Here is a 15,541-nt window from a genome sequence, read left to right as displayed (position 1 = left end):
TCTTTTATAGCAGCACCTTTTACTAGTTGCGTATGCATCTAAAAATCGGCTTTGCTAAGTTGCCGCAGTCAGCAGTGATTGTGAAAAATCCTTTGCGGGGGGCAACAAATACGGCGAGGCTGGGCTTGCGTTCGAGCCAATAATGGTTTGAAGCAACTTTATATTTACCGCAAAGGGGATGCACTAATGGAAAATAATACAATTATTTCATTACAAAACATTGATGTGTCGTTTGGCAAAGAGAATGTGCTGAAAAGCTTCAATCTCAATATCCGCGACGGTGAGTTCGTTACGCTGTTAGGCCCGTCGGGCTGTGGCAAAACGACAACTCTGCGTATTATAGGCGGATTTGTAAAACCAGACACAGGCGATGTTTTTTTTAATGGCAAAAAGATTAACGACCTTCCTGCACATAAGCGGGAGGTAAATACGATATTTCAAAAATACGCGTTGTTCCCGCACCTGAATGTATTCGAGAATGTAGCGTTTGGAATGCGTGTTCACAAAAAGCCGGAAGCGCAAATACGTGAAACCGTTATTCGCATGCTTGAGATGGTAAACCTCAGCGGCTTTGCCCGCCGTAGTGTGAACTCTCTTTCTGGTGGCCAGCAGCAGCGCGTGGCAATTGCACGCGCGCTTGCCAATGAGCCAAAGGTGCTATTACTCGACGAACCCTTGGGCGCACTCGATTTAAAGCTTAGAAAAGACATGCAGACTGAGCTGAAAAAAATTCAACAACAGTTGGGAATTACGTTTGTATTCGTTACGCATGATCAAGAGGAAGCCCTCTCCATGTCGGACACCGTTGTGGTAATGGACAAGGGCAGAATCCAACAAATTGGCACCCCGCAAGATATTTATAACGAGCCGCAAAACGCCTTTATTGCAGATTTTATTGGAGAGAGCAATATTATAGATGGTGTGATGCACCGTGATTTTGTAGTGGAGTTTGCAGGCCGCAAATTTGACTGCCTCGATAAGGGTTTTCGCCCAATGGAACCGGTGGATGTTGTCATTCGGCCGGAAGATATTGAAGTGGTATCTCCCGTTGAAGGGCATATCTCTGGCATGATTACTTCTGTAAACTTTAAGGGTGTACACTACGAAATGATAGTGGATGTGCAGGACTTTAAATGGATGATTCAGTCTACCGATTACCAAGAGGTGGGCAATGAAATCGGCCTGATTTTGCAGCCGGATGATATTCATATTATGAAAAAATCCGAATACTCCGGTACATTTGGCGATTACAGCACCTTCAGTGACGAGATGGAGGAGGATTCTCAGCCCCCGGATGAGGGAGAGGAGGCCGAGAATTAAATGATTAAATCGAAAACTTCATCGGCGCCTTATCTTGTATGGATGGGCATTTTCATTATCGTACCTATGATTTTGGTGGGGTATTTTGCTTTTACCGACCAACAAGGCGCCTTTACCGTAAAAAATATAGCAGAGGTCGGCCAATACTCCAATGTGTTTCTGCGGTCCATTTGGCTTGGGCTGATTGCTACCGTGATTTCATTGGTGATGGGGTACCCACTGGCTTACCTAATTTCACGAGCGAACTCGCACCGGCAGGGCATTTTAATTATGCTGGTGATGCTCCCTATGTGGATGAACTTCTTGCTTCGCACTTATGCGTGGATGACTCTGTTAGAGGATAACGGCATTATTAACACCTTCCTTGTTGGCCTTGGCTTTGGCAGGCTGCACCTGATTAATACAGCAGGTGCGGTGGTGCTGGGGATGGTGTATAACTATGTGCCCTATATGATTCTGCCGATTTACTCGGTGCTGACAAAGATTGACCAGAGTGTGGTGGAGGCCGCACAAGACCTTGGCGCCGGTCGGCGAAAGGTGCTCCTTAAGGTGATTTTGCCCATGAGTATGCCGGGTGTTATTTCAGGCATTACCATGGTTTTCGTACCGTCTGTGAGTACATTCATTATTTCAAAAATGCTCGGCGGCGGCGGTAACCTTTTAATTGGCGATTTAATTGATATGCAGTTTTTGGGCAGTGCCTATAATCCTAACCTTGGCTCTGCAATCTCTCTTGTTTTAATGCTGCTTATTCTCATTTGTATGGGCATCATGAATCAGTTTGACGAGGGAAATGAAGATGGGGAGGGGATGTTGATATGACGAAAACAGTATCCCGTTTCTATATGGCACTGGTGTATTTGTTTTTGTATGCGCCTATCGTAATTTTAATCATTTTCTCTTTTAACGATTCTTCTACCATGAGCCGTTCGGTTTGGTCTGGCTTTTCCCTGCGCTGGTATCGTCGCCTGTTTGAAGACCGCCTCATTTTAGAGGCACTGCAAAACACGCTGATTATTGCACTTGTATCAGCGCTGGGAGCAACGGCGATTGGTACGGCTGCTGCAATTGGCATTAACGGCATGAAGCGTTGGGCGCGGAAAGCGGTAATGAATATTACGAATTTCCCGATGGTGAATCCGGAAATCGTTACCGGTGTATCCCTAATGCTGCTGTTCGTGTTTTTTGCCCGTGCGCTCGGTGGAGTGTCTTTGGGGATGGTATCGCTGATTCTAGCGCATATCACATTCTCTTTGCCCTATGTCATTTTATCGGTCTTACCGAAGCTGCGGCAAATGGACCCGCACCTTTATGAGGCGGCGCAGGACTTAGGCTGCCCTCCGGTTATGTCCTTTTTTAAGGTAGTGTTGCCCGAGATTATTCCCGGTGTTGTAACTGGAATGATTATGGCGTTTACACTGTCGATTGATGATTTTGTCATCAGCTACTTTACCAGTGGTACTACGCAAACACTGCCGATTTATATTTATTCCATGACCAGAAAACGAATTAGCCCTGAAATCAACGCGCTTTCTACGTTGCTGTTCGGTACCATTCTGGTGCTGCTGCTGATTGTAAATGTTCGCCGTTCGAAGGACAAACAGCAGGAAGCAGAGAGGGAGGAGGCATAGTCAATTGAAAAAAAGATTGGCGGCTTTTACGCTTTCATTACTCTTTTTACTGCCTGTTATACTCCCGTTTTCTGCCAATGCGGCAGAAGAGTCAGCGCCCAAAACCGGTGTAACCATTAATGTGTATAACTGGGGAGAGTATATCTCAAATGGCGTGGACGGCAGTATTGACGTAAACAAGGAGTTTACCCGTAAAACCGGAATTCAGGTTAACTACACTACCTTTGAGAGCAACGAGAACCTGTATGCAAAGCTTGTAAGCGGCGGCGCAAATTACGACGTAGTCATTCCGTCCGATTACATGGTTTCAAAACTCATCAAAGAAAAGCTGGTGCAAAAGCTTGATTATAAAAATATTCCAAACTCCAAATATATCGATGCGAATTTTCTAAAGCCGGTCTACGACCCTACCAATGAATATTCCGTGCCTTATACATGGGGTGTGGTTGGTATTTTCTATAATAAAAACCACATCAAAGAAACGGTAGATAGCTGGGATATTTTGTGGAATGAAAAATATGCCGGAAAAATCTTAATGTTCGATAACCCGCGCGATGCGTTTGGAATAGCGCAAAAACGTTTGGGCTTCTCGTTTAATAGCAATAATCCAAATGAGTGGGAAGAAGCGGCTATGCTTCTCAAACAGCAAAAGCCACTGGTTCAGGCCTATGTTATGGATCAGATTTTCGATAAGATGGCGAGTGGAGAAGCATGGCTTGCTCCCTATTATGCAGGGGATGCCGCAACGCTTGTAGATTCGAACCCCGAAATTGGGTTTGCAATACCCACCAAGAACGGGACAAACTTTTTTGTAGATGCCATGTGCATTCCATCCACTGCCCAAAATAAAGCGGCAGCGGAAGCCTATATTAACTTTTTGTGTAATCCTGAAATTGCGGCGGCGAATGTGTCGTACATTGGGTACTCTACTCCAGAGAGTGCGGCAAAGGCACTTTTACCGGAAGAAGTTCAAAACAACCCGATTTATTACCCGCCCAAAGAGATTTTACAACAGTCAGAAACGTTTGCAACTTTGCCGGAAGACACCAACCTACTGCTCGATACCCTGTGGGCAGAGGTGAAAATGGGCGGGCCAGGGCAAACGGCTACGCTTATTGCAATACTTTCTGGTTTCTTGCTGCTTTATATTGCAGTCGTGCTATATAAGCGCCATAAACGTAAATGGGACTTGCAATAGGATTGATTTTATAGAAATGCTTTTGGTGAACGGTTCAGCTCACCAAAAACATTTTTTAATGGAATGATTTGTGTTTATATATTTTTAGCTGCTTGTTCTGCCTAATGTTTATTGTTTTGTATAAAGTCTTTTACGCTAATTTGTTAGAATGGCAGAGAAAATCGAATTCCTTTCCCAAAGTATGACAAGCTGCATATTATGGACAAAAGGAGGAATTTGAAATGCCGATGCCTTTGTGGTGGTGGCTTTACCCTTCTTGCCCACAATGTGGAAGGCCACCTTACCCCCCTTACCCCCCATGGACGCCTGGTCCTCCCGGCCCTCCATGGCCCCCCGGACCGCCCGGACCCCCGTGGACGCCTGGTCCGCCAAGACCCCCATGGACACCTGGTCCGCCAAGACCCCCTAGATTTCGATAATCGTATCGTACCTTTTTGGAGCACATGAATAGACAGGCATAAAACGGAGATATTCTCCGCTTTATGCCTGCTTTTTTATTTATAGCACAAAGTATTAAGTTGTGAAAATAGGTACGTAAGACATAACCCCTTCATTTAAAAACCAATCTGTAAGGTTTTCTGCTCTAAAATAGAACTGTCAATTAAAGTAATGGGCAGTCGTTCTTCTTCCGAGAAGCCGATGGTTTCACCGTCTTGCAAGAGGACGTCCTGTTCCAATACATAACCAACAATATCGTACAAGAACTCCATCACTTCGTTCGGGTCGTGCAGGCTGTTGAGCACTTCCATATTTCTTTTATTAAACTGCTCCATACCAAACGTATAGGCACTAACAGTTTTACCATCTTCACTGTAAATACCGAAGAATACCAGGTTTAATATGGGCAGTTCATCTTGATCCAGAGTAGTTTTCGCAGCATTTATATAAAAATCTGGCTCAAATACCGTGCCCAATGTGTTAATTGCGGTTGCGTGGGGCAGCTTCAGGCAGCTGCTGCAAATCTTAACAAAGAGCTTAGCGGCTTCCTCCACAGGCTTCTCTTTGTTCATTAAGGCAACTAGAATATGTGCTTTATGCTGCTCGGCAACTTCTACGGCCCCCGGCCATCGGAAATTGGTTTTCGCATTCTTTACCGCTTCTTGGTCGGGAATCGGCGCAGGCATTAAGCTAATCGCGAGAGTCATGCCATTTACATCGGCAACAAGAATTTGTCTATCCTCATTCATGCTGGTTTCTGCAAATGAAAGATTCCAATCCTCCCGAATGAGTCGCTGCAATAATTCATTATCGAGCTCCGCTTTATCGAGAAGAATAAAGCTTGCAAAGGTTTTGGTTGGTGTAGCGACGTCTTTTTTTTCATCCAGATTTGCTGTTTCCATAGAATTCTCCCATCTTTATATTGCATTTTATAAATTTATTTATTTTCTAAATAATCAATTACTCCGGCAAATAGAGAGCCGGCCTCAATTTCTTCCTTGTTTTGAAAAGATATGAGTGCTTCTTCTTGAGAAGGAACAGTCAAATCGTACCCTTCCTTTAAAACAACGAACTTGGCTATTCCGGGTGCAATGGCTTTTACCGGGCAGCGGTAAATACACCTCATGCACATATGGCATTTACCACCGAATTGCGGGCGGTGATTCTTCATCGTGATATTACCGGAGGGACACTCCTTGGCGCATAAGCCACAGCCAATACAAGAGCTTTCTGCTTTTAGAAAACGCCCCCATATTTTTGCGCCATAGGTTTCGATTCTCCCGATGTAAGACAAAATTAAGTCTGCTTTGCGGGGAGAGCTTCTTTGAACGGTTCCGCTTAAAAGCGCATCTATCGCATTTTTCACCTTATTCGGCAGAATTTGAATTAACAGGGTGGCCAGTGGCTCTTTTGTTTTTGCTGCAAAGTTTGAGGGCATGATCAGCATACTCTCGTACACAACCCGGTAGCCCTTTTTCTCCAGTCCGCGAATACAGCTCACTCTGCACGCTGTGTTTGGTGAAACCTCACCTCCGCCAGAAACAGAGATTACTGCTGCGTGTGTTCCCGGTGCTTGCTCTAAGGAATTAAGCCACCGGTATACTGCGGCTGGCGCATGAAAAGCATGAACGGGAAACAAAAGGATTAGTAAGTCTTGCGCAGTATTTTCTACCGAGCGCCCGTCCATAATGTGCTCCATTGCGGCTTCAACGCCGTTCTCAAGCAAATAACGCTGAAAATAGTTAGCAGCCATCGCAGTGCCGCCCGTACCAGAGTAATAGGCGATTTTCGCTTTGGAGTAAAGGCTCATAGCAGTATACCTTCTTTCAAAATAAGCATTGATGAAAGCTGCTTTGCAAAGATACAGGCTAAGAATTACTTTATTCTAATATATTTCATCATACCATAAAAAATAAATGACGTCGATTCATACAATTAAAAAAGCTATATGCTTTTGCAATCTTGCTTTCTAACATGGATACAAAAAAACAGCATGCTGGTATGTTGGCTAATGTAACAGAATAACTGTTAAAATTTTTTTTGCAACAAGAAACGATTTTATGCTACAATTAATGTAAATCTAAGTGGAGCGAGGAACAACTATGAAACATGATTATACACGAATGCGAAGAATTCTGATTCGTACTGCTCTCATTATTCTTGGCGCTACACTTTCATCGATTGGGCTTGAGGTTTTTTTAATCCCCAATAATATTATTGATGGCGGAATAGTGGGTGTTTCCATTATGAGCAGCTACATAACGCACCTGCCTTTGGGGATTTTTACGTTTTGCCTGAACCTCCCGTTTTTAATCATGGGTTACCGGCAAATTGGTAAAACATTTGTTATTTCTACGTTGTTTGCAATTATCTGTCTTTCCATTGGTGTTTCGCTGCTTCACCCAATCTCTGGTCTCACGCACGATGTATTTCTCGCCGCGATTTTTGGGGGTATTATCAATGGCGCCGGCGTTGGTTTAATCATTCGTGCCGGTGGTTCTCTGGATGGAACCGAGATGGTAGCCATTATTTTTGATAAGAAAATAAGCTTCTCCATTGGCGAAATCGTTATGTTTTTTAATGTATTCATTCTTGGTTTTGCCAGCTTTTTGTATGGGTGGGACCGTGCCATGTATTCACTGGTTGCTTATTTTATCGCCTTTAAGGTGATTGATATTGTGGTAGATGGCTTTGACAATTCAAAGGGTGTCATGATTGTTTCAGACTGCTACTCCGATATTGCAGATGCGCTGACCGCCAGACTTGGCCGTGGCGTTACATTATTGGAGGGGCACGGTGGTTATTCCAAACTGGAGACTACCGTGATTTATGTAGTGGTATCTCGCTTGGAGCTTACCAAGCTAAAATCCATTGTTTTAGGCTTTGATTGCGACGCCCTAATTACAATTGGTAATGTAGAGGTTGCCGGTAAAAAGTACCGTAAGAAAGCAATCCATTAAATTAGAATAGAAGAGCCTTCTGCCCTTTTCATTAGGTGCGGGAGGCGTTTTTGTTTAGAAGGCTATCCTTTGATTTGCTATGCTTATAACAACTTGTTCAAATTCTTTTCATCACAATTTAAACGTTTCATCATTTTATTGCAATAATCTATACACATGAGTAGGGTATAGTAATATCAATGAAACAAAACACTGCATCCCAGCCCGGCGGAGTGGACGGAATACCGTGCCGCCGGGCAGCAGACGAACAACAAGTGCCTGTAAAACAGGATTTTTATAAAATAACTCTTTTTGTTTTCCTTCCTCTAGTGAACCGCCCATGGATTGGGCGGTTTTCTTATTTCTGCATATGATAGTTTGGGGTGGTGATTAAAAGTGTGTAACCAGGGGAATGACCTTGTTTTGGCAGCAGCTACCATAGCTATGTCTATTTCTCAGGGAAGAAGTGCAAATGAGATCAATATTATGAGCTCAATTTTTACTGCAATTGGGGATAACCTCGCTATTATCGCTGCAAAAGAGGCTGCCTGTTCAGACACCACGAATACATCCAATACTGCAAACACAACAAGTACAACAAATACATCAAATACGGCTAGTACTACCAAAAAGTAAGTACAAAAAATCCGCAGCCCTAAACAGGGAGCGGAATTTTAATAGACAAAACTATGAGAGCTTATGGCGAGGATTTTCCGTAACCACCCTTGCCGCTTGGTAAAGCGCGTTTAATAAATCAGTTTCATATTGAAGGGAGAAAGCCTCCAGCTTTGCATATACTTCTCCTTCATAGGTTGCTACATACTTGGGTGGTAGATGGTTTAGGGCAAATGAAGCAATGTCCATTCTGCATTTGTCGCATTTGCAGCAGTCCAGCATATCGATGGTTTCATCCAGCTTTTGAAGAGCTATGGATTCCATAATGTTTTTCAGTGCAACTTCCATATTTGCCTCCCTCTGCAATTGGTACAACGCGTTTTCACAGAATGCGTTCTTTACCATATTTTAGCATTTATTTTATTATGTGTAAATTAGAGTTTGTAAATGAAAAGCAGGGGTTGTCCTTTAGTGATATTTTCGCATATTGGTTTTGTGAATGCTTTGATTGCAATGGGGGAAAACTGGGCTTGAGGTGATTAATATGCCAAAGGACAGCCAGCCAGACCCCAAAGGCGTTCGCGAACAGAAAAGCAATGGTCAAACTCCGATTACACAGGAGAATCAAAACCAAAATAAGAATGCCAAGAAGCAATCCACAAAACCAAATGATGTATGATTGAGAAAAGCCGCCCGGTATGGGTGGCTTTTCCTTTGCAATATATTTTTATATATAACACAAGTGCGACTGCCACCGCAGAGAAATTCATCTTTCTTTTCATTCGCCCCTCAAGCCGGGACAGGCTCTCCTTTTCTTGATGAGAAGAAAAGGAGGAAAGACGTCCCGTTGGCGGTCATTTTTAGAGCGCTCTCGTCCGCTCGCGGAGACATGTTATTCAGCCTGAATTTTATACTATTTACGAGCGGCAACGCAAAACCTTACGTACAATCTGCAACGCACAGGCTTGTTCCTGTGCGGAAATAAGATGCAGAGCGGGAGCTCACTCGGATTCCAAAGGCAGAGCCTTTGGTCGTTGAGAGGGAATCCAAAGGGAGAGAATCGATACTCTCCCTTTGGAAGGCCTTTGCCTACTTTCACCCTTTCGTGAAAGTAGGTGCCCGCCCCGGCATGAGGGGCAAAGCCTTGCGCCAGCAGAATTCTCTGCGCCTAAGCGCAAAACTTCCTTTACGAACAAAAGCAATAACTCCCTGAATCAAAAGGAAGATTGAATATGGCATGAGGGGCAAAGCCATGCGCCAGCAGAAGTCTTGTGCCCGAGCACAAATTTTTTAGCCAACAAAGGCAACCACTTTTTATATTGAGAAAGACGGCTCATGGTATGAGGGGCAAGCCCTGCGCCAGCAGAGCGCCTTGCGCCATCGCACAATACTTCTTATATAACAAGCCATTTATAATAGCAGATTTTAAAGCGGCTAGTGCCGCAGAGAAATTCATCTTTCTTTCATTCGCCCCTCAAGCCGGGGCAGGCTCTCCTTTTCTTGATGAGAAGAAAAGGAGGAAAGACTCACCAAAGGCTCTGCCTTTGGAATCCGTTTGGGAAACGACCCCAAACCGTAATACAATAGCTACTGGTAAGGCGCTCCATTAAAAATGCCCACTCTCCTAGCCATGATAAAAAAATGAGCAACCCGATTCCGTCCGTCGGCGGTCATTTTTAGAGCGCTCTCGTTAGCTCGCAGATGCCGTGCGATAAGCTTTGCAAAATTAAAATAAAAAAAGCCGGATTTCTAAAAATCCGACAAAACAATGAAGAATGTGATATTTTTTCCCAAAATTCAATTTTAGCATTGCTTTTTCTGGCAAATACTGTTAAACTATGGGGGTAGGGCACATATAAGTGCAAAGCGAGGATGGGTGCTCGAACACCCACCCCCTGCTACGGAGAACACACCTCCATAACAACAGCTTACGCTGCGGATTGCTTCACAATTATAACCCATTTGTTCCCACTTGTAAACAGCGAGGGGAACACAAAAAGGAACATTTTCTGTTCTGGTTGTGAGATGCACTGATAGAATGAGCGCTTGTTGTGGAACTGACCCTGAAAGAGGAGGGTCTATCCGTTACAAGCGCTTTTTGTTGCCTTACAGACAGGGCAACGCGGAGCTGGGGCTCACGGCGGTTCACAAAAGTGATAAGCCGTGAAAGATTGTGGGATTTAATATTGCATTTTTAACAATAACATCACTGAGCACACACATTCACTTTCCACTCCCAGGAAAAAAGTGAACAAGCAAAAGTACCCCTGAGCACAAGAAAGAACCCCTGAGCATATGGAGGAATAAATAGAATCCCCCAGCTTCGCCGCGCTATTGTCTGTAAGAGTATAACGCCGCCGCACAATCGCCCGTGCGGCTCACGCCGTTCCTTCATTGGAACGGCGTTCTTTTTTGCCTGTAGAGCTACCGTACGGATAGCAAACGAACGAAAGAAGCTATTTTATCGTCTTTGTTCGACGAAGTCACTGAAAAAATATCTAAGAACAACAAAACTTGTTGGAAATATAAACCAAATATGCTAATATAAAAATACAACGTATACCTATTTCATACATATATTCATACTGCTGGAGGAGATAAATTGTTTTGCTTTAACTGCGGCACTAAAATTTTAGATAACAGCAAATTCTGTTACCATTGTGGTCAGAAAATAGCACTTAGTGAAGAGGAAAAACAGCAAATTTTAAATGAAACACAGCAAAACTCAACCACTGAACAAGTTCAAAGAGGAACAGATGCACCAAAGGCTCCCGTTTCTAATTCAAATGAAGTAAACCGTTCCACACAAAGTAATACAAGCTCACCCAATGACTCCGCGGCTTCTACCAATCTTGAAGAAAAGAATAGGAAGGCTGCGAAGCATTTTGTTTTAGGTGTACTGGGTTTTGTTCTGGTTATTATCCTATTTGTAATAATAGGGCTTAACTCAGAGCCAGCGTATTCTTCAAACTACAAGTTCACAAGCAATGGCTCGAACACAAGTACATTAACGCCAGAACAAAAGAAAATACGAAAAGCCGTAACAGAAGACATTTTATACAATGTTGAAAACACGGTAAAGAATGATTGTGAGCTTCCTGATACTGCTGTGATAATGCATGATAAATCAAAATGGAATATCGAAAATTCACTTTTTACTTTTGGTGGAACCGTTTCATGCCAAAATAAAGAGGGGTTAGAGAAAACAGAACCATTTACCCTAAAATTATTTATCAGTGAGAAAAAATTATTCAGGGTTTATGCAAAGTTGGGAAGTAAGGAGTTCTATAATATACAAAACCAATACAGTACGATGGGAGCAATCAAAAATTCGGATACGCAAGAGATGGATCTGACAAAAAATATGGAAGGCAAGTTATTAACAATTCACGACAAAGATTATGAAAAGGCAACGCTCGAAGAATTTCAGAGAATTAAAACTGGAATGACTTACGCAGAGGTATGCGATATATTTGGCTCTTTAGGCACGCTTTCCGGGCAAACAAGTGAAAGTGTAAATGTTTATACTTGGGCAGGGAATGGGGAGAAGGACTCTCAAGCGATCATTACGTTTATCGGTCAAAAGGTGTTTTTAACAGCACAGGTTGGATTAAAATAAGAAGAGTATTTGGAGGAGAACGCGTGTACTGTAAATATTGCGGCGTCAAATTACCCGAAAACAGTAAGTTCTGCATCAGTTGTGGAAAAAAGATTGATGATGGTGTAGCACCAGTAGAATACTATGCTCAACCCATAGCAGCTCCGGAAGCTCCCCAAGTACCCGAAGATTTTCAAGTTTCTGAAGTATATGAAGCTCCTGAGGTATATGCAGCTCCCGTCCCCCCAGAACCAGAACCGAAAGAGAATTCAGAAAGTAATGGTTGCGCCTGGCTGTTTATTATTTCTTTTGTCATTGTTATATTAATTATTATAGTAGCTGCGTTAAGTGGTGGTGATGGCGACTTAGATGAAACCCAAAAAGCAGCGTCAGCCACAGTTAGTACAGCAGCAGAGGTGCAGAAAGAGGCACCCCCGCCGGAACCCTCTCTCACACCAAGAGAGCAGGAAATAAGAGCGGTATTTGAAGATAATGCATTATATTGTATTGAAAAAACCATAAAGAAGCAACTGAAAAACCCGGACACAGCTCATTTTACACACGATAAAACAAGCTGGAAAGCACATAACGCAATTTTCACGGGGAGTGGTACTGCTACATACAAAAATGCAAAATCGAATACTGTGACGGAGCCTTTTACCGTAACTGTAATAATGACGACTAAGAGTTTTTTCTCGCTCTATGTAAAACTAGGAGATACCATTTCCGTGAATGATGTAAAAGGTGTAAATAGCCTTGGTCTGGCTACAAAATATGGCTCGTCTATTTTTGGAGTAGAACAGTCAAACTATATATTTGGTAAAGATGATGTCGATTTAATCGCTATATATGACAAAGACTCCGACAAAATCACCTTAGACGAATACAACCGGATTAAAAGTGGAATGGGTTATGATGAGGTCACCGAAATTGTTGGCTCGTATGGTACAGAAATGGCACGTTCTGAAATTGCAGGGTATCAAACATTTATTGTCTCTTGGGATGGAATAGGAAGCTTGGGAGCCAATGCAAATGTTACGTTTAGTAGTGGCAAGGTTTACGCAAAGGCTCAATTGGGGTTACAATAAAAATGAAAAGCCGCTCTCTTTTGCACATGCAGAAGAGAGCGGCTTTTTTACCTGAAAGCAAGCTCAATATATTGTTTTATTTGCTCTAGCGCGGTTTGCTTTTGCGTGAACTTATTTTCGGTTCCGTTAACCCTAGAGAGAATAATATGTTATAATTAAAATGAAAATAATAAAGAAGGTGTATCTATGGATTTATTTACATTCATCATTATGTTGTTGGTTGGTTTTCTATTTTTATACCTTGGCTGGAAAATTTGGAAAAAAGAGCAAATCACACTCATTCATGACTATCATTATACGAATGTTACCGAAGAAAACAAGAGTGCGTATACCCAAAACATTGGTAAAGCTCTAACTTTAATGGGGATAGGAACCTTACTTACAGGTGTAATAAATCTTGTAACAAGCACAGCATATGGTTGGGCTGTATTTGCGGTTTGCTTTGTGGGCGGCCTCATTCATATGGTGATGACACAGAAAAAGTATAATCACGGAATCTTTTAAATAAGAATATTTCAATTTAAGTCCTCATTTAGTCCTCTTAAAATGAATAAGAGCCCGAATGTCATCAATTATAGAATAAAGAAAAACCGCATGAGCACTGAAAATTCAGCGTTCATGCGGTTTTTAAAGCTGGTCCGAGTGGCGAGACTTGAACTCACGGCCTCTTGACCCCCAGTCAAGCGCGCTACCAACTGCGCCACACCCGGAATTGCAACGTGGATTATTCTAACACATTTGTAGAGAAAAGGCAATCCCTTTTTTGAAAAATTACGAAGTTTTTGTAATATATCGTTTTCTCTTGGTTTGTAACCTTGATTTTTACGATTGTGAAGTCTAAGATGAAAAGAAAAGCTATGTGGAGGAAAAAAGAAGTGACGAAGATAGAGCAATTCCAGCAGATGATTGACGAGAGCAGCCGTATTGTGTTTTTTGGCGGTGCAGGTGTTTCTACGGAAAGCGGCATTCCAGATTTTCGCAGTGTGGACGGGCTATATAATCAGTCGTTTCGTTACCCGCCAGAGCAGATGCTTAGCCACACCTTTTTTGTAAAACACACTGCAGATTTTTTTGATTTTTACCGTAAAAAGATGCTCTGCTTGGATGCAAAACCAAACGCCGCGCACCGTAAGCTCGCAGAGCTTGAGGAATGCGGCAAGCTATTAGCTGTTGTTACACAAAATATTGATGGTTTGCACCAACAGGCAGGGAGCAAGCAGGTATATGAGCTGCACGGTTCAGTACACCGTAACTATTGCCGAAAGTGCCAAACAGAATACGATGCCGAATTTATTCTGAATAGCAAAGGCATTCCCTGCTGCACGTGCGGGGGCATCATAAAGCCAGATGTTGTTTTATATGAAGAAGGACTAGATGAAGACGTTGTAAACGGTGCGGTACGCGCCATTCGCAACGCAGACATGCTTATTATAGGTGGAACATCGCTCGCGGTGTACCCGGCGGCAGGGCTAATCCATTCCTTTTCCGGCAATCGATTAGTGGTGATAAATCAGTCGCCAACCTCTGCGGACCGCAACGCCTCTCTAATGTTAAACCAACCAATTGGAGAAGTATTGGAGCAGGTAGTTATCCGGTAAAATAAATATCGAAAAAAGGGTGATTTTTGGTTGACATAATCTTCCTATTGTTTTAAGATTAGAATAGAAATAGGAAGGAGATATTAAAAAGAATGAGACTAAAAAAAGGTCCGAATTCAAAAAAAACGAGAAGAAAGATTGTTTCTGCTGCGGCAGTAATGCTGGCAGTTGTTCAAATGTCTGCAACGGCATCCGCAGCCGTTCCGGTATTTGGCCAGCTAAGCTTAACAAATATGGTGGCAACCTCATTAATGAGCGATTATTCGAGAACGGTTGCTCCGGGGTTAGTAGAAACAAGATTTACTTATACAAATTTGAACAGCAAAATCAATGAATGCTTTATGTTGGAATACGACCCGACTGCGTCACAAATTGATATTACGGTTGGTACTCCAAACGATGCTTCTTATGCAAGTGGTTACAGTTCTGCCACTGTACGTGCACAGGCTGCCGCAGCAATGGCAAAAGGCAAACCTGTGCTTGCTGCCATTAATGGTGATATGTTTAGCATGAAAACAAATCAACCATGGGGTGTCGTGGTAAAAGATGGTGTTGAGTTGCAAGGTACTGTTTCATCCCGTGCATATCGTTGGAATTTTTTTGGAATTAAGAAAAATGGCACTCCTATCATCGATTCCAATGAAAATTACATAAAGTACAAAGATGAATTGCAAAATGCCATTGGTCTTTATGATACGCTTCTTGTAAAAGACGGAAATGTGGTAGCGCAAAAGGATGAAGACCAAAGAACTTTTTCGCCTCGACTTGGTGTGGGTATCCGCGCTGATGGAACCTTATTCTTTATCATGGTAGATGGTCGCCAGTCTCAATACTCTACCGGAGCTACGCTCAAAGAGTTTGCACAGCTTATGAAAGACATGGGCGCAGTGCAGGCAGGTAATATGGATGCTGGTGGCTCCGCTACGCTGCTCAGCCGCACCATGGGTTCTAGTACTCTAGTGCTGCGCAATAAGCCCTCAGACGGCAAGGAGCGCCCCGTACCGAACTCATTGCTGTTTGTAACAAAAGCACATTCCATGTAATTTTTAAAAACATAAAAGATAAAAGAAACTCCTTTCTTCTAAAAAGCGGATCTTCATCCGGCTGATTATAGAA

Annotated in this window: 16 protein-coding genes and 1 tRNA gene; 12 read left to right on the top strand and 5 right to left on the bottom strand. The window is 42.8% G+C overall.

The features are described 5' to 3' along the window. Positions 1-186: 186 nt before the first annotated feature. From potA to CAN90_RS12460, 4 genes are read left to right on the top strand one after another with little or no spacing between them, the layout of a single operon-like run. Positions 187-1,320, top strand: a complete 1,134-nt coding sequence (gene potA, locus CAN90_RS12475) for a spermidine/putrescine ABC transporter ATP-binding protein (RefSeq protein ID WP_085834135.1) — start codon at positions 187-189, stop codon at positions 1,318-1,320. Next, positions 1,321-2,142 carry an ABC transporter permease gene (locus CAN90_RS12470; protein ID WP_085834134.1) on the top strand — a complete coding sequence of 274 codons (822 nt, stop codon included), beginning with the start codon at positions 1,321-1,323 and terminating at the stop codon, positions 2,140-2,142. Beyond that, complete coding sequence (locus CAN90_RS12465) at positions 2,139-2,951, top strand: ABC transporter permease (protein ID WP_085834133.1); 813 nt, start codon at positions 2,139-2,141, stop codon at positions 2,949-2,951. The genes CAN90_RS12470 and CAN90_RS12465 overlap by 4 nt, the downstream gene beginning before the upstream one ends. A gap of 4 nt (positions 2,952-2,955) precedes the next feature. Beyond that, positions 2,956-4,149 (top strand): ABC transporter substrate-binding protein, encoded by a 1,194-nt coding sequence (locus CAN90_RS12460; protein ID WP_085834132.1) that lies wholly within the window; start codon positions 2,956-2,958, stop codon positions 4,147-4,149. 554 nt (positions 4,150-4,703) lie between these two features. On the opposite strand, the gene CAN90_RS12455 is transcribed toward CAN90_RS12460, so the two are convergent. Together CAN90_RS12455 and CAN90_RS12450 are read right to left on the bottom strand one after the other, a co-directional pair. Continuing rightward, entirely contained in the window at positions 4,704-5,489 is a 786-nt protein-coding gene (locus CAN90_RS12455; RefSeq protein ID WP_085834131.1) for a DUF4261 domain-containing protein, read from the bottom strand. A 35-nt stretch (positions 5,490-5,524) separates the two neighbouring features. Then, positions 5,525-6,397 (bottom strand): EFR1 family ferrodoxin, encoded by an 873-nt coding sequence (locus CAN90_RS12450; RefSeq protein ID WP_085834130.1) that lies wholly within the window; start codon positions 6,395-6,397, stop codon positions 5,525-5,527. Positions 6,398-6,689: 292 nt separating this feature from the next. On the opposite strand from CAN90_RS12450, the gene CAN90_RS12445 reads away from it, so the two are divergent. Further along, positions 6,690-7,547 carry a YitT family protein gene (locus CAN90_RS12445; protein ID WP_085834129.1) on the top strand — a complete coding sequence of 286 codons (858 nt, stop codon included), beginning with the start codon at positions 6,690-6,692 and terminating at the stop codon, positions 7,545-7,547. A 402-nt stretch (positions 7,548-7,949) separates the two neighbouring features. After that, a complete protein-coding gene (locus CAN90_RS12435) occupies positions 7,950-8,162 on the top strand; it encodes a DUF6774 domain-containing protein (RefSeq protein WP_143750833.1) in 213 nt (70 codons plus the stop codon). 51 nt (positions 8,163-8,213) lie between these two features. Here the strand turns inward: CAN90_RS12435 and CAN90_RS12430 are convergent, their stop codons facing one another. Continuing rightward, positions 8,214-8,489: a late competence development ComFB family protein gene (locus CAN90_RS12430; RefSeq protein ID WP_085834127.1), complete on the bottom strand. Its 276-nt coding sequence runs from the start codon at positions 8,487-8,489 to the stop codon at positions 8,214-8,216. A 196-nt stretch (positions 8,490-8,685) separates the two neighbouring features. Here CAN90_RS12430 and CAN90_RS13890 point away from each other — a divergent pair, with 196 nt between their 5' ends. Next, positions 8,686-8,820 carry a hypothetical protein gene (locus CAN90_RS13890; RefSeq protein WP_278335050.1) on the top strand — a complete coding sequence of 45 codons (135 nt, stop codon included), beginning with the start codon at positions 8,686-8,688 and terminating at the stop codon, positions 8,818-8,820. A gap of 322 nt (positions 8,821-9,142) precedes the next feature. Here the strand turns inward: CAN90_RS13890 and CAN90_RS13530 are convergent, their stop codons facing one another. Beyond that, positions 9,143-9,337, bottom strand: coding sequence for a hypothetical protein (locus tag CAN90_RS13530; protein WP_143750832.1), 195 nt, complete (start codon positions 9,335-9,337; stop codon positions 9,143-9,145). 1,406 nt (positions 9,338-10,743) lie between these two features. On the opposite strand from CAN90_RS13530, the gene CAN90_RS12420 reads away from it, so the two are divergent. From CAN90_RS12420 to CAN90_RS12410, 3 genes are all read left to right on the top strand, one after another. After that, the gene (locus tag CAN90_RS12420) at positions 10,744-11,760 is read left to right on the top strand and encodes a zinc ribbon domain-containing protein (RefSeq protein WP_159450386.1); all 1,017 of its coding nucleotides are present in this window, start codon (positions 10,744-10,746) and stop codon (positions 11,758-11,760) included. A 23-nt stretch (positions 11,761-11,783) separates the two neighbouring features. Next, positions 11,784-12,827 carry a zinc-ribbon domain-containing protein gene (locus CAN90_RS13525; RefSeq protein WP_159450385.1) on the top strand — a complete coding sequence of 348 codons (1,044 nt, stop codon included), beginning with the start codon at positions 11,784-11,786 and terminating at the stop codon, positions 12,825-12,827. Between the two features lie 186 nt (positions 12,828-13,013). Beyond that, the gene (locus CAN90_RS12410; RefSeq protein ID WP_242953651.1) at positions 13,014-13,331 is read left to right on the top strand and encodes a DUF3784 domain-containing protein; all 318 of its coding nucleotides are present in this window, start codon (positions 13,014-13,016) and stop codon (positions 13,329-13,331) included. A 130-nt stretch (positions 13,332-13,461) separates the two neighbouring features. On the opposite strand, the gene CAN90_RS12405 is transcribed toward CAN90_RS12410, so the two are convergent. After that, positions 13,462-13,537: transfer RNA gene (locus tag CAN90_RS12405), tRNA-Pro, on the bottom strand. 165 nt (positions 13,538-13,702) lie between these two features. Between CAN90_RS12405 and CAN90_RS12400 the strand changes: the two genes are divergently transcribed. Beyond that, complete coding sequence (locus CAN90_RS12400; protein WP_341456305.1) at positions 13,703-14,425, top strand: NAD-dependent protein deacylase; 723 nt, start codon at positions 13,703-13,705, stop codon at positions 14,423-14,425. Positions 14,426-14,517: 92 nt separating this feature from the next. Then, complete coding sequence (locus CAN90_RS12395; RefSeq protein ID WP_085834124.1) at positions 14,518-15,468, top strand: phosphodiester glycosidase family protein; 951 nt, start codon at positions 14,518-14,520, stop codon at positions 15,466-15,468. Positions 15,469-15,541 lie beyond the last annotated feature (73 nt).

This window comes from Clostridium merdae (assembly GCF_900176635.1).
Taxonomy (GTDB): Bacteria; Bacillota; Clostridia; order Oscillospirales; family Acutalibacteraceae; genus Faecalispora; species Faecalispora merdae.
Note: the sequence above shows the minus strand (reverse complement) of the source record. Positions and strands in the feature narration are given on the sequence as shown.

What these genes read in the sequence shown, in the direction of transcription:
- CAN90_RS12410 (WP_242953651.1), top strand. Translation starts at nt 13,014, where the DNA reads ATGGATTTATTTACATTCATCATTATGTTGTTGGTTGGTTTTCTATTT.
- CAN90_RS12470 (WP_085834134.1), top strand. Translation starts at nt 1,321, where the DNA reads ATGATTAAATCGAAAACTTCATCGGCGCCTTATCTTGTATGGATGGGC.
- CAN90_RS12395 (WP_085834124.1), top strand. Translation starts at nt 14,518, where the DNA reads ATGAGACTAAAAAAAGGTCCGAATTCAAAAAAAACGAGAAGAAAGATT.
- CAN90_RS13890 (WP_278335050.1), top strand. Translation starts at nt 8,686, where the DNA reads ATGCCAAAGGACAGCCAGCCAGACCCCAAAGGCGTTCGCGAACAGAAA.
- potA (WP_085834135.1), top strand. Translation starts at nt 187, where the DNA reads ATGGAAAATAATACAATTATTTCATTACAAAACATTGATGTGTCGTTT.
- CAN90_RS12430 (WP_085834127.1), bottom strand. Translation starts at nt 8,489, where the DNA reads ATGGAAGTTGCACTGAAAAACATTATGGAATCCATAGCTCTTCAAAAG.
- CAN90_RS12450 (WP_085834130.1), bottom strand. Translation starts at nt 6,397, where the DNA reads ATGAGCCTTTACTCCAAAGCGAAAATCGCCTATTACTCTGGTACGGGC.
- CAN90_RS12455 (WP_085834131.1), bottom strand. Translation starts at nt 5,489, where the DNA reads ATGGAAACAGCAAATCTGGATGAAAAAAAAGACGTCGCTACACCAACC.
- CAN90_RS12465 (WP_085834133.1), top strand. Translation starts at nt 2,139, where the DNA reads ATGACGAAAACAGTATCCCGTTTCTATATGGCACTGGTGTATTTGTTT.
- CAN90_RS12445 (WP_085834129.1), top strand. Translation starts at nt 6,690, where the DNA reads ATGAAACATGATTATACACGAATGCGAAGAATTCTGATTCGTACTGCT.